At 31.6% G+C, this 21,490-nt stretch carries 19 protein-coding genes; 8 read left to right on the top strand and 11 right to left on the bottom strand.

The features are described 5' to 3' along the window. Positions 1-3: 3 nt before the first annotated feature. The 4 genes from Q0616_RS05005 (at position 4) to Q0616_RS04990 (ending at position 3,865) form a co-directional block, all read left to right on the top strand. Positions 4-765 (top strand): hypothetical protein, encoded by a 762-nt coding sequence (locus tag Q0616_RS05005; protein WP_286496754.1) that lies wholly within the window; start codon positions 4-6, stop codon positions 763-765. 110 nt (positions 766-875) lie between these two features. Further along, positions 876-1,703 (top strand): hypothetical protein, encoded by an 828-nt coding sequence (locus Q0616_RS05000; protein WP_225539465.1) that lies wholly within the window; start codon positions 876-878, stop codon positions 1,701-1,703. Between the two features lie 98 nt (positions 1,704-1,801). Continuing rightward, positions 1,802-3,490, top strand: coding sequence for an RluA family pseudouridine synthase (locus Q0616_RS04995; protein ID WP_298775531.1), 1,689 nt, complete (start codon positions 1,802-1,804; stop codon positions 3,488-3,490). A 21-nt stretch (positions 3,491-3,511) separates the two neighbouring features. Beyond that, positions 3,512-3,865, top strand: a complete 354-nt coding sequence (locus Q0616_RS04990) for a hypothetical protein (protein WP_171622071.1) — start codon at positions 3,512-3,514, stop codon at positions 3,863-3,865. Between the two features lie 63 nt (positions 3,866-3,928). Here Q0616_RS04990 and Q0616_RS04985 read toward each other — a convergent pair whose 3' ends face one another. The 7 genes from Q0616_RS04985 to Q0616_RS04955 all read right to left on the bottom strand — a co-directional run bounded on the left by Q0616_RS04985 (position 3,929) and on the right by Q0616_RS04955 (position 12,517). Continuing rightward, a complete protein-coding gene (locus Q0616_RS04985; protein WP_171622070.1) occupies positions 3,929-5,335 on the bottom strand; it encodes an efflux transporter outer membrane subunit in 1,407 nt (468 codons plus the stop codon). A gap of 2 nt (positions 5,336-5,337) precedes the next feature. After that, positions 5,338-8,493: an efflux RND transporter permease subunit gene (locus Q0616_RS04980; RefSeq protein WP_298775528.1), complete on the bottom strand. Its 3,156-nt coding sequence runs from the start codon at positions 8,491-8,493 to the stop codon at positions 5,338-5,340. Positions 8,494-8,504: 11 nt separating this feature from the next. Continuing rightward, on the bottom strand, positions 8,505-9,743 hold the full coding sequence (locus Q0616_RS04975) for an efflux RND transporter periplasmic adaptor subunit (RefSeq protein WP_260543202.1): 1,239 nt from the start codon (positions 9,741-9,743) through the stop codon (positions 8,505-8,507). Positions 9,744-9,750: 7 nt separating this feature from the next. Continuing rightward, complete coding sequence (locus Q0616_RS04970) at positions 9,751-10,245, bottom strand: hypothetical protein (RefSeq protein WP_171622067.1); 495 nt, start codon at positions 10,243-10,245, stop codon at positions 9,751-9,753. 296 nt (positions 10,246-10,541) lie between these two features. After that, positions 10,542-11,327, bottom strand: a complete 786-nt coding sequence (locus tag Q0616_RS04965) for an alpha/beta hydrolase (protein ID WP_171622066.1) — start codon at positions 11,325-11,327, stop codon at positions 10,542-10,544. 78 nt (positions 11,328-11,405) lie between these two features. Next, complete coding sequence (gene def, locus Q0616_RS04960; protein WP_286483914.1) at positions 11,406-12,107, bottom strand: peptide deformylase; 702 nt, start codon at positions 12,105-12,107, stop codon at positions 11,406-11,408. Continuing rightward, positions 12,104-12,517 (bottom strand): DoxX family protein, encoded by a 414-nt coding sequence (locus Q0616_RS04955; RefSeq protein ID WP_171622064.1) that lies wholly within the window; start codon positions 12,515-12,517, stop codon positions 12,104-12,106. Before Q0616_RS04955 ends, def begins: the two co-directional genes overlap by 4 nt. 125 nt (positions 12,518-12,642) lie before the next feature. Here Q0616_RS04955 and Q0616_RS04950 point away from each other — a divergent pair, with 125 nt between their 5' ends. The 4 genes from Q0616_RS04950 to Q0616_RS04935 all read left to right on the top strand — a co-directional run bounded on the left by Q0616_RS04950 (position 12,643) and on the right by Q0616_RS04935 (position 16,079). Further along, the gene (locus Q0616_RS04950) at positions 12,643-13,461 is read left to right on the top strand and encodes a hypothetical protein (protein WP_286496761.1); all 819 of its coding nucleotides are present in this window, start codon (positions 12,643-12,645) and stop codon (positions 13,459-13,461) included. Positions 13,462-13,554: 93 nt separating this feature from the next. Next, on the top strand, positions 13,555-13,983 hold the full coding sequence (locus tag Q0616_RS04945; RefSeq protein ID WP_188320004.1) for a hypothetical protein: 429 nt from the start codon (positions 13,555-13,557) through the stop codon (positions 13,981-13,983). Positions 13,984-14,052: 69 nt separating this feature from the next. Beyond that, on the top strand, positions 14,053-15,318 hold the full coding sequence (locus Q0616_RS04940; RefSeq protein WP_298775520.1) for a putative DNA modification/repair radical SAM protein: 1,266 nt from the start codon (positions 14,053-14,055) through the stop codon (positions 15,316-15,318). After that, positions 15,318-16,079: a TIGR03915 family putative DNA repair protein gene (locus tag Q0616_RS04935; protein ID WP_260543214.1), complete on the top strand. Its 762-nt coding sequence runs from the start codon at positions 15,318-15,320 to the stop codon at positions 16,077-16,079. Before Q0616_RS04940 ends, Q0616_RS04935 begins: the two co-directional genes overlap by 1 nt. Positions 16,080-16,110: 31 nt before the next feature. Here Q0616_RS04935 and ctlX read toward each other — a convergent pair whose 3' ends face one another. From ctlX to Q0616_RS04915, 4 genes are all read right to left on the bottom strand, one after another. Beyond that, positions 16,111-17,049, bottom strand: a complete 939-nt coding sequence (gene ctlX / locus Q0616_RS04930) for a citrulline utilization hydrolase CtlX (RefSeq protein WP_284583717.1) — start codon at positions 17,047-17,049, stop codon at positions 16,111-16,113. A gap of 1 nt (position 17,050) precedes the next feature. Then, entirely contained in the window at positions 17,051-17,965 is a 915-nt protein-coding gene (locus Q0616_RS04925) for a dimethylarginine dimethylaminohydrolase family protein (RefSeq protein ID WP_171622058.1), read from the bottom strand. A gap of 78 nt (positions 17,966-18,043) precedes the next feature. Further along, a complete protein-coding gene (locus Q0616_RS04920) occupies positions 18,044-19,021 on the bottom strand; it encodes an amidohydrolase family protein (protein ID WP_188320001.1) in 978 nt (325 codons plus the stop codon). Positions 19,022-19,211: 190 nt separating this feature from the next. Next, complete coding sequence (locus tag Q0616_RS04915) at positions 19,212-21,443, bottom strand: RelA/SpoT family protein (RefSeq protein WP_225539454.1); 2,232 nt, start codon at positions 21,441-21,443, stop codon at positions 19,212-19,214. Positions 21,444-21,490: the final 47 nt, after the last annotated feature.

Genomic DNA, 21,490 nt, shown 5'->3' with positions numbered 1-21,490 from the left:
AAAATGCGCTATTGGTTTACATATCTTCTTATCACTTTGCCTTTGATCAATTTTGCACAAAGCAAACTGATTACTGGTTCGGTCGTGGTTGATGAAGGTAACGAATATATCTCTCCTATTTCTGGAGCTCGTGTCGAAAATATAACATCTGAAAGTAAAACTTATACAAGTTCTTCAGGTTATTATTCAATACAAGCAAATGTGGGTGATACGATTTTGTTTGAAGCTGATTTTTTAGTTCCAAGAAAAATCGTTGTGAATCAAAATATCTACGACAAAGGATTTTTACAAGCTCATTTGGATATTGAAATTATCGAATTATCAGGTGCAACTATCGGTAAAGGACCTTTGCAACCTAAATATCACAAAGACAATAAAACAGATATGTATGATAAAATGGGGCTTGATCAACGATTAAGAGATTTAGAACCTAAAAGAGATATTGCAAAATTCAAACCGATGGATGTTTTAAATCCTGTTCGATTAATTGGTCATATGAATGGTTTTTACCGCGAACAACGTCGTGTTCGTAATTACGAAACAAAACTATCTCTTATTCAAGAGGTTAAAAACTATTACCCAACTGAATTTTACACCAATCAATTGAATATACCTTCTTACAAAATTGAAGAATTTTTATATTATGTTAACGCACGTTATCCACTTCAAGACAAAGTTTTGAGCAGACAATTCGGAACAATTATGATTGATTTAGAATCTTATGCAAAAGAATATTTGACTGAATTAAATCAATCTAAAAACTAATTATTCACAATACCATATTAAAGTTTCGCCAATAAATGTTAACACGTTAATCGCTATATTTTTTTAGACTTATATTCGTGCAAATAATTAAACGTAATAATACTAAACAATTGAAATCACTATTTACCATTCTAATTTTATTGTTTTCACAGTTCATTTTTGCACAAGAAAAGTGGATACAAGGAAATATTATTATCGATGATTCTGATGATACTGCCGAAGGAATTTATGTGACAAATCTGCGTACAAACCATACTACGATTTCGAATTTCACAGGCACTTTCCTTATTCAAGCACAAGTAAATGACACCTTGAAAATACAATCTGATTGGTATGAAAATCGATTGATTATTTTAAAACCTAATCTATTTAGTAAACCCACTATTGTTGTGCATTTGGCGGTGCAAACCATTCAATTAAACACTGCTTTTATCGGTCAAAAACTAACTGGAATTCTTGAAAAAGATGTCAAAAATGGAAAAAAACAAGATGTAGTTACAAACCTTTACAAAAGTCTTGGTGTAAATCCAGACATCAAGCCAATAAAGGATACTTCTGCTTTAAGAGCGGGTCTATTAGATGGTGATATTTCACTAACTCGTTTGGATATTGGTCGTTTGTACGATGTGTTTACAGGAAAAGCTAAACAACGAAAAGCATTGATAGATTACGAAAGTAAATATGATAAAATCACAAAAATAAAAAATTATTTTGGCGAAGATTATTTTATAAATGATTTAAAAATTCCGAAATTTAAAATCAGAGATTTCATAGATAACGCACTGACAAATACTGAATCTAAAATAGAATTGAATGATGTTAATTATTTTAAATTACTTCAATTATTTAATTCATACAGCAAAATTTACCTCGACTTTTTGTACGGAAAAGTCCCTAACAACACAAAAGTTATTCAAAAAGATACCATAGATGATTAAATAAAAGAGCTTGAAAATCAAGCTCTTTTATGATTTATAAATATCATTTCAAAATTTATTGCTTATCATGTACCTTTGCAAGGATTTCAAAAAATAAAATGTCCAACTACTTTCAATATTTTAAGCAACCAATCTCAACTTACGAACTACCCACTAAGTTTGATTATCCATTTTATTATGAACCTACTGAAATTGCGAAATTAGCATGTCAAGAAGTTCAAGACTATTTAGAAAACCAAACCGATTTTGAACATAATTTTGGTTTAGAAAAAGAAAAAAACCACTCTTCTACTCCAATTGGTAAAATGTTTGGTGTTTTGGTTGTTCGAAATAGTAAAGATGAAATTGGTTATATAGCTGCTGTTTCAGGAAAATTAGCCAATACCAATCAACATAAACTTTTCGTTCCACCAGTTTTTGATATGTTAAACAAAAATGGATTTTTCTTGGAACAAGAAGAACGCTTAAATGAGATAAATCGAATTTTAGAAAAGTTAGAATCAAATGAAAAATTTCTTCAATTGAAAAATGATTTTCATGAATTTGAATTGAATGCAACAGCAAGAATTAATGAAGGAAAACAACTTTTAAAATCAAATAAAAAAGATCGTAAAAAACAACGCGAAAATATTTCTTCAACTTTATCTCAAGATGAAATACAACTTTTTGAAGATGATTTAATCAAACAAAGTTTGCGCGATAAATATGAATTTAGAGTTCTAAACGAACAAATTGAACTTGAACGAAATCAATTTTCAAATCAAATTAAAACATTTGAAGAGGAAATAAACGCATTAAAAGAAGAACGAAAATTAAAATCTAATTCGCTTCAAAATCAATTATTTAACCAATATCAGTTCTTGAATAAGTTTAAGCAAGAAAAAAGTTTATTGGATATCTTTTCTACATCTGTTTTTCAACAACCTCCTGCTGCGGCTGGTGAATGCGCTGCACCGAAATTATTGCAATATGCATTTCAAAATAATTTAGATCCAATTTGTATGGCTGAATTTTGGTGGGGAGATTCGCCTAAATCTGAAGTGAGAAAACATGGTCAATTTTATCCTGCTTGCACGGGTAAATGCGAACCTATTTTGGGACATATGTTAACAGGAATTGATTTGAACGAAAATTTATTATTAAAACAAAATACTACTGTTAAAGAATTAGAAATTTTGTACCAAGACGAAGATATAGCTGTCATTAATAAGCCTGAAGAATTTCTTTCTGTTCCTGGAATAGAAATCAAAGATTCTGTTTATATAAGAATTCAACAACAATTTCCACATGCAACAGGACCGATAATTGTACATCGTTTGGATATGTCTACTTCTGGTATTTTGGTGTTAGCATTAAATAAAGAAAGTCATAAACACTTACAACAACAATTCATAAAACGTAAAGTTACAAAACGATATATTGCACTTTTAGATGGAATTGTTGAGCATCCTTCTGGATATATAGATTTACCGTTACGTGTAGATCTGGATGATAGACCACGTCAAATGGTGTGCTATGAAAATGGAAAAACTGCACAAACGAAATATGAAGTTATCGAAAGAAAAGCGAACAAAACGTTGATTTATTTTTATCCAATTACAGGACGAACACATCAATTACGCATGCATGCCTCGCACATTTTAGGACTAAACGCTCCAATTATTGGCGATGATTTGTACGGGAAAAAAGCAAATCGATTGCATCTTCATGCAGAGACATTAGAATTTACACATCCTAAAACAAAAGAAGTGATGAAATTCCAAGTGGATCCAAATTTTAATATTTAATTTTGTGAAAGAATATATACAATGGAAAATAAAGAATTGACAATACGAGAAGTGATTTATCGTGATATGGACACCATGATTATGGCTAAATTGCGTAATGGATCTAATATCTCAATAGATGATTTGATTGATATTTCTTCTTATTTAGCTGCAAGTTTGTTTCGTGAACGTTGGAAACAAAAAGGAGAGTTAAGCGAAGGAGAAGTAAATGTTGTTTTAGGAAATATAGGTGATTTTTGTAACGAACATTTTGGTGAATACTTTACACAACAAGATTTTGATAAGATTGTAAAAATCTCTCAATTATTATTACAAAAACCAACTTTTGATAACGATTCACAAGAATTTTTTGATTCGATATTAAAAACAGAATAAAAAAATAATGTACAAAAAAACCACTTCGATTGAAGTGGTTTTTTTATGATTAGATAGATAAGTTTATTGCCATCCACCTCCAACAGCACGATACAACTCGACCATTGATGATAAAGACGTTAACTTCGCATCAACTACATTCAACTCTGCATTCAATCCATTGTCTCTTGCAGTAATTACTTCTAAATAATTTGCCATACCGTAGTTTAACAATTCTTCAGAATAGGTAATTGCTTGATTATATAATTGATATTCTTTCTGTTTATATTCAACTTTCTTAGTCGCCGCATCATACGTATACAATGCATCAGAAACCTCTTTACTTGCGTTCAAGATTTTACTTTTATAATTAATTAAAGCATTTTCTTGATTCGCTAAAGCTACTTCTTTTTGTGTACGTAATCTACGTTGTTGTAAAAGTGGTTGCGTTAAGCCTCCAATAACAGATGCAAATAATGATTGCGCATTAAATAATTTATCAATATCAATTCCTTGTACACCACCTGTTGCTGATATAGTTAAAGAAGGATAAAAACTTGCGTTTGCTATATTTACATTCTCAAAAGCATTCATCAATCCAAACTCTGCAGCTTTGATATCAGGACGATTTTCTAACAATTGCGCTGGCACACCAACTGATAAAGTTTGGTTAACTTGTTGAGAAGCTAAATTTGTACGATTAATTGATTGAGGATTTGTTCCTAACAAAATACTCATCACATTTTCGTTTAATTTAATTCCGTTTTCAACATCAACCAACATAGATTTCACGCTATACAACTGAGCTTCTGTTTGATTAACAGCAACTTCTGTTACACTACCAGCTTCTTTTAAAGCTTTTGTTGTTTCTAAACTTTGTTCGCGGTTGATCAACGTTTTGTCTAAAATTCTTTTTTGCTCATCTAATGCTAATAAATTATAATAAGCATTCGCAATAGATGCTACAATTTGAGTTTTAACCGCTTTGTGTGCTTCTATAGTTTGCAAATAAGTTGCAGCAGATGCACGTTGATTACTTCTGATTTTACCCCAAATATCTGCTTCCCAACTTAAATTACCTGAAAGCTCGTATTGATTTTGACTTCTGTCCGTCATCATTGCACCAAATGGTGTATTTTTAGAACTTTCTGTAAAAGAGTATTTTGGTCCAACAGATAAAGTTGGTAAATAACCCGCTTTACCTTGTTTGGCATACGCCTCAGCTACTGCAATATTTTGCAGAGCCGAACGTATGTCTAAATTATTTTGTAAACCTTGATTAATCAAAGCTTGTAATTGCGAATCTGTAAAAATTTGTTTCCAAGAAACAGTTGCAACATTTGCACTGTCTTTTGCAATAACATCTGTTCTGAAGTTTGCTTCATTTACAACAGCTTCAGGACGGTTATAGTCTTTTGCTACGAAACAAGATTGAACAGCAAACAATCCAGCTGCGATTAAAGTAATATTTAAAATTCTGTACTTTTTCATAATTAGATTGAATTATTATGTTCAATTTCTTCTTGTGGACGATCAAATTTCATTGGCTTAATTTTTTCTTGTAATGTTTGGAAAACAATAAACAAAATAGGAATTACGAAAATACCTAAAACTGTACCAATTAATAATCCGAATGCAGCACCAGTTGCAACTGAACGGTTACCTGCAGAAGAAACTCCTGTCGCAAATACTAATGGCATTAAACCTAAAATAAAGGCAAAAGATGTCATTAAAATTGGACGTAAACGAGCTTTTGCTCCATCAATTGCCGCTTGTACAATTGTCATTCCATGCGCACGTCTTTGTAAAGCGAACTCTACAATCAGAATGGCATTCTTGGCTAATAAACCAACCAACATGACTAAGGCAATTTGGAAATAAATATTATTTTCTAATCCCGCTAACAATTGAGATAAATAAGCTCCCATCACACCACATGGAACAGATAATAAAACTGAAAGTGGTAAAACGTAAGACTCATATTGAGCAGATAAAATAAAGTATACGAAAACAATACATAATGCAAAAATCATTGCAGTTTGATTACCAGAATTAATCTCTTCACGTGTTAAACCTGTAAAGTCAGTTCCATAAGAAGTTGACAATGTTTGTTCTGTTACTTGATTAATTGCTGAAATCGCATCTCCCGTAGAGAAACCTGGATTTACAGCTCCTGTAATGTTAGCAGATGTAAATAAATTGTAACGGTTTACAGAATTAGGACCATATACACGTTTCAATGAAACAAATTGTGATACGGGTGCCATAGCTCCTGTTGATGTTTTCACAAACATTTTATTTAAACTCATTTCATTGATACGATCATCTGGAGAAGACTGAATATACACACGGTATTGTTTACCAAAACGTGTAAAGTCTGCTGCATATAAACCTCCAATGTAACCTTGTAATGTTGAGAAAATTGAACTTACAGAAACTCCTGATTGTTTTGCTCTTTCAATATTAACATCAATTTCATATTGAGGGAAGTTCGTATTGAATGAAGTTTGTGCATACTGAATTTCTGGACGTTGCATTAATGCTCCAATGTATTCTTTTGAAACTTTATCAAAATCAGCAATATCTCCACCTGTTTTATCTAATAATTTTAATTCGAAACCAGAAGACATACCAAAACCTGGAATTGCTGGTGGTTGGAAGAAAATCATCTGTGCATCAGGAATTTGTGCAGCTGCACCAAATAATTGCCCAATAATTGCTTGAATAGATAAATCTGGGGTTGTACGTTCTTCGAATGATTTCAATTTAACGAACATCATACCGTAGTTAGAACCTGCACCTGAAATAATAGAGTTACCCGAAATAATAGTCGCTTTATCAATTCCTGGAATATTTTTAATTTTTTCTTGGAATTGTTTCTCAACTTCATACACACGGTCCATAGAAGCACCTGCAGGTAATTCGATATTACCAATAATGAATCCATTATCCTCAGCAGGAACGAATCCAGTTGGCATCATTTTTCCTATACCATAAATTCCTACAGCACTTGCAATAATAATGATAAAAGAAATCCATTTGTGTTTAACTAAAAACTTGAATGAATTTCCGTATTTATGTGTCATACGATCAAACGCTGCATTAAATGCATCGAAGAAACGTTGAACAAAATTACGTTTTACTTCTCCTTCTTGATGTGGTTTTAAGAATAACGCACATAATGCTGGGGATAATGTCAAGGCATTTACGGCAGAAATTAAAATCGCTACAATTAAGGTTATACCAAACTGTTTATAGAAAACTCCTGTAGGGCCGGATATAAATGTTACTGGAACGAATACGGCACACATAACTAATGTAATCGATACAATGGCACCAGAAATTTCATCCATCGCATTTTTAGTAGCATCCATCGGAGTTTCGTGGTGTGTTTCCATACGAGCGTGAACGGCTTCCACCACTACAATCGCGTCATCCACCACAATACCTATGGCGAGCGTTAATGCGAATAACGTTAATAAGTTTAACGAGAATCCTGCTACATTAAGGAAGAAGAATGTACCAATAATAGACACAGGAACCGCAATTAACGGAACTAATGTAGAACGGAAATCTTGTAAGAAAATATATACCACGATAAATACTAAGATAAATGCCTCGATCATCGTAGTAACTACTTTCTCGATAGACGCATCTAAGAATGTATTAGTATCCATCAAAATAGTATAACTTATTCCTTCTGGTAATTGAGATTCAGCTTTCTTTAACTCTTCTCTTAAGTTAACAATAATTTCTTGGGCATTCGATCCTGGCGTTTGGTATACAGCAAAAACTGCAGAAGGATCTCCATTCATAGTCGAACGTCCAGCATAAGATTGAGCACCAAATTCTACATTCGCAACATCTTTTAATTTTAAAACTTCTCCATTAGGTAAAGATTTAATGATGATATTACGATACTGATCTTCTGTTTTATAACGTCCAGAATAGGTAATCGTATATTGGAAAGATTGTCCAGAATTTTCACCTAAAGATCCAGCAGCAGCTTCAAGAGATTCTTGAGATAGTGCAGCAGAAACATCTGAAGGTATCAAGCCATAACTTGCCATACGAGAAGGATCTAACCAAATACGCATAGAATAAGTCATCGCTCCAAAAACTTGAGCATCACCTACACCATTTACACGTTTTAACGCAGGAATAATATTAATATTCAAGTAATTTTGTAAGTATATTTCGTCATACTTAGGATTAGTTGAATAGAAAGATGTAAACATCAATGCCGAAGTTTGTTGCTTTTGTGTAACAACACCAGAACGAGTTACCTCTGAAGGTAATAAAGGTGTAGCACGTGCAACACGATTTTGAACGTTTACTTGCGCGATATCCCCATCAACACCAGGCTTGAAAACTACATCAATAGATGCAGATCCATTGTTAGAAGCTGTAGATTGAATATAATCCATTCCTTCAACCCCATTCACCTGTTCCTCGATCGGAATAATTACAGACTCCATTACTGTTTTCGCATTCGCTCCAGGATATGAAGCAGAAATTTTTACAGTAGCTGGCGCAATGTCTGGATATTGAGTAACTGGTAGCGCAATAAGCCCCAGAATACCCAATATAAGTATGATAATAGAAATAACCGTAGACAGTACGGGTCTTTCAATAAAGGTTTTTAACATAATTTATCCAATTAGAATACTGTTTTTGTAGAATTTACGATTGTATCAAAGTTTGCTGGCATTGGTTTAACGGCAGTCTTATCTCTCAATTTACCTACACCTTGTGCAACAACTTTATCACCTTTTTTCACTCCATCTTTTACAACTGCAATATTATTCGCTCTTTCTACAACAGTAATTGGAGTTGCGTAAGCTGTATCTTTTGTTACTTTGTAAACATAAGTCATACCTTGCTGTTCAAACGTTGCAGCTTCTGGCACAACCAATACATCAACATAAGTTTTTGGAACACGGATACGTCCTGAATTACCATTCGCTAATATTTTTGCCGCATTGTTAAAAGATACACGGAAATCTATCGTACCAGTAGTAGGATTGATTTGTCCTGTAACAGTTTGAATCTTACCTTTTTCAGGATAAATTTCTCCGTTAGCTAAAACTAAATCTACAGCAGGAATTTTATCTAATTTCTCTTTTAAAGTTGCTCCTTCAGATTTAGAAATAAAATTTAAATACTCTTTTTCATTCATCGAAAAGTAAGCATAAACTTTAGAGGTGTTAGAAACTGTAGTAATTGCTGTTGGATCTGATGGACCTACTAATGTTCCTTGACGGAAGTTAATAGAACCTAATACTCCACTTATTGGAGCGCGTACAACAGAATAATCTACATTTGCTTGAGCACCTTTATAATTTGCTTGAGCTTGTGTAACACCTGCTTGAGCTTGTCCCACAGCTGCCAAAGCTTGATTATAACTTGCCTGAGCTTTTGCTAAATTTGCTTTTGCTGTTTCTAATTGTACATTACTTATAATATTTTTCTGAACAAGAGGAGTTAATTTATCCACTTCCACTTGCGCTGCATTTACATTTGCTTGTGCTGCATTTACATTTGCTTGTGCTGACTTTACACTCGCTTGCGCTGCTCCAACTCCTGATCTTGCAGCATCAGCGTTTTGAGTTAATACATTTGTTTCTAATCTAAACAAAGGTTGACCAGCTTGTACGTATTGACCTTCATCAACATAAACTTCTGTAATGTATCCTTGAATTTTCGCACGGACCTCGTTATTCACAACTCCTTCAATATTTGTCGGATATTCATCATAACTTGTCACCACTCTTGTTGGTACATCAACAACTGGATAAGGTGTCGGACCTTGTGCTTGTGCTCCTGCATTGTCCTTTTTACCACAAGAACTTAGCGCAATAGCCAAAGCACCAACCATCATAACGTTAACGTTTTTCATATTACTTTTACTTATTTTCTAGTTGAATTTTATTAATTTTTTCTATTGTTTCGCCTAACAAAGACTTCGTCTGATTTAAATGATCTAAATAAATATCAATTACCCTGTTTTCAATATTTTTCGAAAGCGAGTTATTTAACATTTTATGTTCTTTTATACGATCTGTAAAAACAATATCCTGTGAAATCATATCATATAAAAAATCTAACTTCTCTATCAAATAATTAAAATTTAATCTAAAATATCTTTTACGAGAATTAATCTTGTTTATATATTCAATATGTTTCATCGATAGCAAGTAATTAATCGAATTAGACAAAGAACTCTTACTAACATTGAAAACCTCTAAAAGTTCTTCAAAAGTAAATCCTTCTTCAGTTGATTCTAAAACCATATATGCCTGCAATTTGGCTGTTAAAGGAGGAAACTTATACGTTTTCTCTAAAAAAGCACTAAAACTACAGAATAAGTCCATGTTACCTGCATGATTATCTATATTCATAATGTGTTTAGTCTATAAAACCGTGCAAATATATATAAGTTAGTTCGGTTAAAACAGAACTAACTGTATTTTTTTAAAAAATTTAACAATAAATTAAAATTTTTAAAAAACAACCTAACTATTTTCCTTCACCAAAAAACAGACCAAATCAATTAGAAATGAACATATTATAAAATGATTGGGTTTATATATAAATTGTTGAGTTTACACTAAATACAAATTAATTGGATTTTGAAATTGGAGTATAAAAAGTTGTTAAATAAATAAAAGCTTCAACTGAGTTGAAGCTTTTATTTTTATTTAATCGTATTAATATACGCAATAACTTTTTCGTTAAAAATCTGAGGTTGATCAACATTCACAACATGTCCACAATCCTCAATGACAATCAATTCAGAGTTTTTGGTGTGTGATTTTATTAAGTTTTCAATTGATGGTAAAAACATATGATCTTCTGATCCCATAATATAAAGTGTAGGGATATTAAGCTCTACTTCTCTAAACCATTTTAACAACGGATTGATATCTGCTGTTAGTTTGAACCACTTTAGAAATTCTTTTTGATAGAGTTTCTTCGCTTCATTAATAAATAAATTGCGCGATTCTTTGTGTGCACTTCTCGGCATAATGGCAAAAGCGAAAATACGGTACAAAACTAAATACGGAATCATATGTTTGAACATATTACCAACGGTCATTAAAAAGCGACTTTGATAATTCATCTTCATGATTGCTCCACCCATGATCATCGATTTGAAACGTTCTGAATAATCTTCTGCCAACTGTCTAATAACAATTGTTCCCAAAGACATTCCAACAAAATGTGTTTGTTTAATTTTTAAATGATCCAATACATCAATCACATCTTTCGCTACAGATTCGAACGTATAGCGTTTTTCAAAAAGCGATTTAAGGTTATTTTTCGAACGACCATGTCCTCTCAAATCCAAAAGAACAACATTAAAATGCTTACGAAATTCACGAATTTGTTTAAACCAAATAGTTGAACTTCCTCCTGCTCCATGAACAAAAGTGACCCATTCTGCACTTGTGGGATGAGTATATGTAGTGTGTGCTAACAATTTATACGTAATTTAGAACTGCAAAATTAAACTAAAAACTATGCTAAGCATAATACTTTTGATAACTTTAAGATATTTTTAATCTTCATCATCTTCTGTGTCAACGTCTGTTGATGTTTTCTTTAAATAAAAAACATCGTTCATGACTTCTGCTTTTACATAATTCAGCTTTTTTTGCTCTTTGATTCGATCTGTAAACAATGTTCCGATTAAATGATCGTATTCATGTTGAAAAATTACAGCAGTAAAACCTTCTACTGTTTCATCATGAAAATTCCCATCCAAATCAAAATATTCTAATCGAAGAACTAAACTTCTATGTACTTTTCCAAAAATATCTGGAATCGACAAACAACCTTCTCTTCCATAACGAACAATATCCGAATACCACGTAATTTTTGGATTGATGATAAACTCAAAAGGTTCACCCTCTTTATCAAAACGTTGTACCCAAACGGCATTTCTATTTATGCCAATTTGTGGTGCCGCAATCCCAACACCTTTACTTGCCTCGTCTTGCACAGTCGCATACATACGATCCGCCAATAGTTTAATATTTGGATCTTTGGGATCTATGTCAATAGATTGGGCTTTCAACACAGTAAGATCTTCATCAGAAGTTGTTAATAAAACTCGAAATGTTTCGTACGATTTTTTTTCTTTTACTAAAGTAACTTCAGCTCCAGTCAAAGGTTTATAGGTTTTATTCTTCATATTTTTAGATTGAGCAAATAATGCAGTTGAACAAATCAATAAACCAAACGTAATTATTTTTATCATTTTTTTAGAATTAATCGATCCAACGAATATTTTCCTGCACCTGATAAAAATAAAACGAAATAATTAATTAAATAGAATAAACCTAATTCTTTTTTACCAAAATCATCGTCAGCATGTACAATAAAAACAGCTACCAACATGGTAATAATTAATGGAATTGATGCTAAACGTGTAAAAAGTCCAACCAAAACTAAAAATGCACATAATATTTCTGCAAAAACAGTTAATCCTAACGAAATTTCTGGACCTAATCCTATTGGATCTCCAAATTCAAAATTTCCATTGACTAATTTTTGTAATTTTCCAAAACCATGCGTAAACATAAATCCACCAGCAGCCAAACGAATGAATAACAAGGATACATCTATAAAAGCAGGTTGACTTCCTAATAATTTAAATTTTGTGCTCATTTAATATTTTTTTTTCAAATATAAGTTCTTGTTTTTACGTTGACATTTAAATAGGTCAAGAAATCAAGATTTTTCTATTAATTTTGAATCAACTTTAATCACTAAGAACTAAATAATACAATATTATGTTAAAAAATATTTCATTAATCGCTTTACTATTTTCGAATTTTGCTTTTGCACAAAAATCTGAATTAGTACAAAATGACGTCTTTGGAAATCCTATTTTCATTGAGGAATCTATGCAAAAAGCACGAATTCGAATGATGCATATCGAAGGATACGATCAAGAATATTATACAAAATCAACCTACAATACAGCAGGAAATCCAACTAAACGTGATTATTTTGATGAAGAAGGAAATGTATCTTTTTCAGAATCTTTTAATTACAACGACACCAACAAATTAGCTTCGAGAGAATTAAAAAATACGGATGAAAGTTTGATTTTTAACTTTGATTACGAATATACGCCCGAAGGTTACATTGTGACAAAAAGTGAAAATGATGTTAATGTTGTAAAAATAGAATACAAATTAGATCAGAATCAAAACATTACTTACGAACACGAATCGAACTTATTGGAGGATAATGATATTTTTATCGAAAAAAATCATTTGTATCAAAATGGTTTTTTAGTTAAAACACAGGTAAAATATAACCAAGGATCTTATACATTAGATTATAAAAACGATGCTAAAGGCAATCCGATTGAAGAAATTTATTTAGATAAAGATAACAAAGCTGTCAATAAATATCTCCGAAAATTTGACGACAACAATAACATGACAGAAGAAGTAACGTTAGATGAAACTGGAAAAGTTAAGCAGATTTCGACAATCAAATACCAATATGATAATCACAAAAATTGGAAAAAAAGAACACAATACGTGAAAAATTTTGATCAACCAATTTCAAACACAACAAGAACAATTCGTTACGAATAACACAAAGAGTCAATAAATTTGGCTCTTTTTTATTTGATTATTTAACTAAATGTTATTAACTTTATTCTAATCAACCATTTATCTCGTTTTATTATGATAAAAAATGTGCAAGAATTTAATCGACTATTTCAATTGTATCAAAAAGATAATCGTTTCAACTTGTACATAAATGATTATCCTAAAAATGAATTTGCAATACAATTTTATAGTGACGAAATCGAAGATTTGAATTTAGAATATGTCGATTCTACAACTAATTCAGTGCGGAAAATTCAAGATTATCGTGCTAAATTAAGTGACTATTTTCGTCCTGAAGAATTGATAACGCTTGAAGTTATATCTATTTCAGGTTATTTTAGACGATACGATTTTTATTTCTATACCAACGAAAAAACGTTTATTTTCAACTTTATTCATCGAGATTTTTTGTCTCAATTAATTGATATTCTTTTATCCGAATTGGATTGCAATTTTATTAGCCGTTTAAAAACTGAACTATTAATAAATTTGGAATACGAATAATTTGTAATGTTAATTTAAACGACATCTTATGTCTGTTTAAATTATTTTTTTTGCAAAAAGCTGAATAAAATGAATTTTGATCGGATTAATGAAAAGTTGAGTATTTTAGCTGATGCAGCAAAATATGATGTTTCATGCTCATCGAGTGGAAGTAAACGGAAAAACACAAGCAATGGATTAGGAAATGCTTCTCAATCTGGCATTTGTCATTCTTTTACAGAAGATGGTCGCTGTGTATCATTATTAAAAATTCTGTTGACCAATCACTGTATTTACGATTGTGCATTTTGTGTGTCTCGAAAAAGTAATGATGTAAAACGAGCTGCTTTTACTGTACAAGAAGTGGTAGATTTAACTATTAACTTTTATAGACGAAATTACATAGAAGGATTATTCTTAAGTTCTGGAATCTTCAAAAATGCTGATTTCACAATGGAACGTTTGCTTTTGATAGCAAAAAAATTACGTTTAGAAGAAAATTTTAATGGCTACATTCATCTTAAAACTATTCCTGGCGCAAGTGACGAGTTATTAAAAGAAGCAGGATTGTATGCTGATAGAATGTCAATTAATTTGGAGATGCCAACTGAAAAAGGTCTTCAATTAGTTGCACCTGAAAAATCGCACGAAGATGTAAAAAAACCTTTGGCCTTTATTCAACAACAAATGACTGAATATAATGCAGAACGAAAATTAATAAAGTCAACCCCAACATTTGTGCCCGCTGGACAATCTACACAAATGGTGATTGGTGCGACACCCGAAAATGATATGGAAATTATGTATACGGCTAATCAATATTACAATAATTTCAAACTTAAACGTGTCTATTATTCAGGATTCATTCCAATCAATCACAATGATAAGATGCTACCTTCTATTGGTACTCAACCACCATTGCTTAGAGAAAATCGACTTTATCAAACAGATTGGTTGATGCGTTTTTATCAGTTTGATGTCAAAGAAATTTTAAATCAACAAAATCCACATCTCGATACGGATATTGATCCAAAATTAAGTTATGCCTTAAGAAATTTACATCTTTATCCGATTGATATTAATACCGCAGATTATCATTTAATTCTACGAATTCAAGGAATTGGTGTTCAATCAGCAAAGAAAATAATTACTGCTCGAAGATTTGGAAAAATTTATGCTTATCAATTAAAAAAATTAGGAATTGCTTATAACCGGGCTAAATTTTTTATGACATGCGCTGATGATCAATACCAACAAAAGGATTTACTTGGATCTCAGATTAAACATCGAATATTGAGTACGAGTAAAAGTAAATACCTTAAAAATCAACCTAATCAATTAAATCTTTTCGACTAATGGAACGCTATGTTTTTGATAATAGTTTCGAAGGATTTTTGACATTAATTTTTGATTATTATGTTCGAAAACCTCAGCAAATAAAAATTGTTTCGCAAAGGGATTTTTTACCATCGATGTTCGACGATGAATATATAGTAATTACAGATGAACAAAAAGCGGAAAGGGTTCATAAAAGCTTAAAAAATAAATTAAATTCAACAAGTTACAAAGCTTTACAAGCCGTTTTTTTGTCAGAAGAAAAAGAAGCGTTTGAAAAACTCTTTCATTATTGTTGTTTAATAATTAATGAATCAGCTGCAATACAATTAAATTACGGAAATGAGTTTGTGCTTTATGTAATGAAAATGTATCGTTCAGTTCATCGCGAAAAGCATCATCATGAAGCGTTTATCCGTTTTGAAAAGATTAATCAAGATTTGTTTTTTGCTAAAACAGAACCCAAATACAATATTTTACCTTTGATTATCCATCATTTTAGAAAAAGGTATGCGGATCAAAATTGGATTATTTACGATAGGATTCGAAAATATGGAATTTACTATGATAAAAATTCAAAACAAGTTCATCAAATACAATTAAATTTCACTCCAAAATCTACAACATTACCTACCGAATACATTGATGTGGATGAAAATTTGTACCAAGAATTATGGAAATCCTATTTTCATTCGACAACGATTGAGGCGAGAAAAAACTCGAAATTACAGATGCAATTGATGCCAAAGCGATTTTGGAAAAATTTAACTGAGTATAATTAAAAAAGGCTACAAATTGTAGCCTTTTAACTATTTATTTTTTTGGTAAGAATACCTCTGCCATCATACATCGAGCGCTTCCTCCTCCTAATTTTTCAATCAAATCAATCTTAACAGGTAAAATTGGATTATAGTTTTCAATCTTAGAAATTTGATCTTCTGTTAATGAATTATAAGCTGTCTGCGACATTACCAAATATGATTGTCCTAAACCACCAACTTGCAACATATTTCCAGCAAATTGATGCATTTGCGTTTCTGTAATTGGAATAATCTCTTTTCCAGATTCTAAAATATACTCGCAAACCGCTTTCTTTTCTTTCTTATCATCGATAGAATCCAAACAAATAATCGCATATTTATCTGCTATACACATCATTACATTAGTGTGATAAATAGGTTTACGCTCATCGTTTACTGTTTGATTGGCTTGAAAAATAACTGGTGTATATTCTAATTCCTCACAAAATTCAATTAACAAATCCTCATCTGTACGTTGAGAAACACAAGCATAAGCCAATTCATTTTCGCGATCAAGAATAATACTTCCTGTTCCTTCTAAGAAAATCTCATCCTCTTCAGCGGATGTAAAATCAATCACATCTTCGATGTGAAATCCTTTCTCTTCTAATAAGCTCAATACATCTTCTTCGCGACGTTCTTCTCTTCTATTTTTTGCAAACATTGGATATAAGACAACATTTCCGTTATCGTGAAAAGAAATCCAATTGTTTGGAAAAATCGAATCTGGCGTATGTGGTGAAGCGGTATCTTTTATCGTAATGACATTAACACCTTTTGAGCGTAAAGCCGAAACCATTCCTTGGAATTCTGACAAAGCTTCTTTCTGAATATCTTCGTGCGATTCTGTTGTTTCGGTTTGAAAATAATTGTTAACAGCTGTTTCTGGATTGTAGTAAAAAGCTGTCGGTTCAACCATTAAAATAGTTGATGTATATTGTTTTTGTTTCATGTTATTTTCGGATTAAAGGCATAGTCGAACATCTTAATAAACCTCCCATTTTAGAGACTTCTCGGTAATTAATCCGTTCAACTTTTATATTCCATACATTTTCTAAATGATCATTTAAACGCGTAAAATTTTTCTCAGAAACGACTACTTCAGGAGAAATAGAAAAAACATTTGGATTCATCCAATACATTTCTTCTTTCGTTACTTCGAAAAGATTTTCTTTTCCAAAAATATCAACTATTTGCTGATATTCATGTTCAAATAAGAATCCGTCTTTGTAAATAATTGCTTTGTCTTTTCCAACAGGATTAAACGTGCAATCTAAATGCAAAATACCTTCGTACGGATCTTGGTCATTCTTTTTCAATTCGAAATCTAAGACTTTCTTATTTGGAAATTTAGCTTTGATATACTCTACAAATTGAACATTTGTACGTCCAGTTTTGAATTGTTTAAAATCAGCTTGTTTGTAAGTTCCGACAAAAATATAATCGTTATACAAAATAACATCTCCACCTTCTACATATACTTCTTCAGGTAAAGCATTGATTTTATTCCCTTTAAACAAACGTTTAATATCGCGATAAGCTTGCAATTCTTCAAAACGATCTGGAATAATATTCGCTATAAAAAATTCATCTTCAATCACAAATCCGACATCACGAGAAAAAACTTGATTACAATTTTCTATTAAAGTTGGACGTAAAACTTCTACTTCATATTTTTTTAAAACTTGTTCAAATTCTGACATCTCCTCAATCAATTTTTCTTCTTTGGGATAATCATTATTTTTTACAGTTTCATAAGATTTTGCATCGAAAGTTTGATCAAGTGTTGGATTAACTCCATTAGATTCAGCTCGACCCAAAACTACAGTTTGTAGCTGTGCCGTTTCATTCTGTACATTTAATCGCATATTTTTTGTGGTTTTTTTATTTTTTTTCAAAAAAAATCCCGCAATTAGCGAGATTTAATTTCTGTATAAATATACATTTTATTTTTTAATTCCTAAAGCTTTCAAGCCATTTACTGTTGCAATATTCGAAAGTTGTTCCACATCATAGAAGTGACAAGATTCTAACATTACACGCAATTCTGTAAGTAAATGTCCGTCAGAGAAAGGTTTGTAAATATCATTGATATTATCTGTTCCAAATGCAACATTAATTCCTCTTGGAATCATTTCATCAACAGGCGTAATTGAATTATGAGAAGGTGCTAAACGCTCTGTACGATTGTGATCTATCCAAGCAGTTGGACAAGATACAATGTGCATATCTGCTTTTTTGATTAAATCATATAACTCATAACGGTATTTTCGGGGATGCGCTGCAACAGATATAGAGTGCACTGCTGAAACTTTTCCTTGCATTCCGTGTTCTATTGTTTTCAATGCTAACTGCTCTGTTTCAATCTCTTCATCGGTATTAAACTGATCGACATGTACATGAACCAATTTGTTTTTTGCCTTTGCTGTAGATAATAAAATATCTAAATGCTCTTCTTCTCTACCAAAATCCTTGGCTGGTAAACCACCGATAATATCCACAAAATCAGAAGACATGTCAAACCATTCGCGTGCTTTTGGTTCAATAACACCTTTCAACACTTGATTTGCAAAACGCATTTCGATGTCTTTCCCGTAATTATCTTTTAAGCGTTGAGCGGCTTGAATACTACGATCTTCGATCACTTCATCTGCATCAATAAAAGAACCAATTGCTTGACAACCTTGCTCTAACATAAAGTTAATCGCTTTTTCCATACGGAAATAAATGTCATCAACAGATGAATTACGTTTCATGTCATCAACTAAGTGCCATTTTTCTTTTAAATATGAATTTGATAAAGCGAAAGTGTCCGAAGTTAACGAATAAGCTCTGTCTAAATGTGAATGTGTATTAACCCAACCTCCTTTTTCTTTGATTCTTTCAAGTACTTCTTCGATCGGATTGTAGTTTTGTCTGTTCATCGTGAGTTGTTTGTTTTCGGGATGTAAAATTAACAAGATTATTCAACAGAAATGAAGCGATTTTATCAAAAAGATTTGTGTAACTTTGTGCCTTTGTTAGTAACCTCAGCAAATAAAAAAATCCAACATTAAGTTGGATTTTTTGTTTTACTCTTTCTATCTTAACGATTTGGATTAATTTCGACTAAAACTAATTTTTATATGTTCTCTTAACAGATTGAATTCCCTCGATATTCTTTAATTCCATCATAATTTTTTCTAATTCTGCTTTATTTTTAACAGAAACTGTAATTTTTCCATCAAAAATACCTGCATCTTCAGACAAATTAATACTGTGCATATTCAAGGAATTATTTTTCGAAATCACCAATGTAATATCACTTACCATTCCCGAACGATCTAATCCTTGAAGTTCAATCAGTGCTTTAAATTCTTGTTGAGAAGAATCAATCCATTTAGCCTTAATAATTCTATAAGCATAATTTGCTTGTAACGAAACAGAGTTAGGACAATCAACTTTATGTACTTTTATCCCTTTCGAAACGGTAATAAATCCATATACTTTATCTCCTGCAATTGGATTACAACAGCTTGCTAATTCATAATCTAAACGTTCCTCATCGTTTCCAAAAACAAGACTATCTAATTTTGTTTTATCAACAGGAATATCTTCTTTCTTCGTTGTATTGAATGTTGATTTTCTAAATCGATTAATTAAACCAGTAAAACCAGAATTTCGTTCTGCAAACTTACGTAAATCATTGTTGTCTATAATTCCCATAGCAACATTATAAAATACATCCATACTTGAACCTAACTTAAAGTATTGCTGTAACTGATTAACTGTATTTTCGTTAAAATCAACCTTTAAGTGTCTCAATTTACGTTGAATAATTTCTTTTCCTTCATCGGCAATTTTTCGTTTATCCGAATTTAAAGAAGCTTTAATTTTACTTCTCGCTTTACTTGTTACGACATAATCTAACCATTCTAATTTTGGTTTTTGTTGCGTCGAAGTAATAATTTCTACCTGATCTCCACTTTGTAATTGATGCGATAAAGGATACAATTTTCCATTGACTTTTGCTCCCAAACAGTGATCACCAACATTCGAGTGAATTGAGTAGGCGAAGTCTAACGAGCTTGCTCCTTTTGGTAGCGAATGCAAATCTCCTTTTGGCGTAAAAACATAGATTTCTTTTGAATACAAATTGAATTTGAAATTGTCCATAAATTCAATTGCATCTTTTGTATCTTCTTGCTCTAACATTTCACGAACTTGGTGAATCCATTCATCTACTTTCGTTTCATCGTTTGAGACATTTTCTTTGTATTTATAATGTGCAGCAATCCCCATCTCTGCTACTTCATCCATTCTTTCGGAACGAATCTGAACTTCAACCCAACGTGCTTGTGGTCCCATCACAGTCACGTGAAGCGACTCGTAACCTGTTGTTTTTGGTTGAGAAATCCAATCGCGCATACGTTTAGGATTTGGTATAAATATATCCGTAATTAAAGAATAGATTTTCCAAGCTAAGAATTTTTCATTTTTTCTATCCGAACGATAAATGACACGAATAGCAAATAAATCAAACACCTCTTCGAAAGGGATTCCTTGATTTATTGTCTTTCTATAAATAGAATTAATCGATTTTGAACGCCCTTTAATCTCAAACTCCAGCCCTTCGGCTTCTAATTTTTCTGAGATTAATTTACAAAAATCATCAATGTATTTTTTTCTTTCTGCTTCAGTTTCAGTTAATTTATGCTCAATATTGTAGTATGCATCTGGTTTGGTGTATTTTAAACTCAAATCTTCTAATTCAGATTTGATGTTATACAATCCCATTCTATGTGCTAAAGGTGCATAAATAAAAATCGTTTCAGAAGCAATTTTTAACTGTTTATCTTCTCGCATACTTTCAAGTGTACGCATATTGTGGAGACGATCTGCGATTTTAATCAAAATAACACGAACATCTTCTGACAAAGTCAATAAAAGCTTTTTGTAATTTTCTGATTGAATGGAAACATCTTGTTTATTTAAAACTGCTATTTTTGTTAATCCATCAATAATTTTAGCAATCTTTTTCCCAAAAAGTTTCTCAATATCTTCTAAAGTATAATCAGTATCTTCTACAACATCATGCATTAAGGCAGCAGCAATAGAGGTTGCTCCAAGTCCAATTTCGTCAGCAACTATTTTCGCAACAGCTATTGGATGATAAATATAAGGTTCTCCAGTTTTTCTGCGTTGATCTTTATGCGCATCAACAGCCAAATCAAATGCTTTGCGAACTAATTTTTTATCGTCATCGGACAGCGTGACATATGTATTTTGAAGCATCTCTTTATAACGTCTTGTTATTTCGATGTTCTCTTTTTCTAATTGTTCATTTGTAATAACGTGAGGCGTCATTTATCTATATTTATGGTAAAATTAGTATTTTATATTATTGTTAAAAA

This window comes from uncultured Empedobacter sp., assembly GCF_937930195.1.
GTDB lineage: Bacteria > Bacteroidota > Bacteroidia > Flavobacteriales > Weeksellaceae > Empedobacter > Empedobacter stercoris.
The sequence above is the reverse complement of the archived record's forward strand: the minus strand, read 5'-3'. Positions and strand labels throughout refer to the sequence as shown.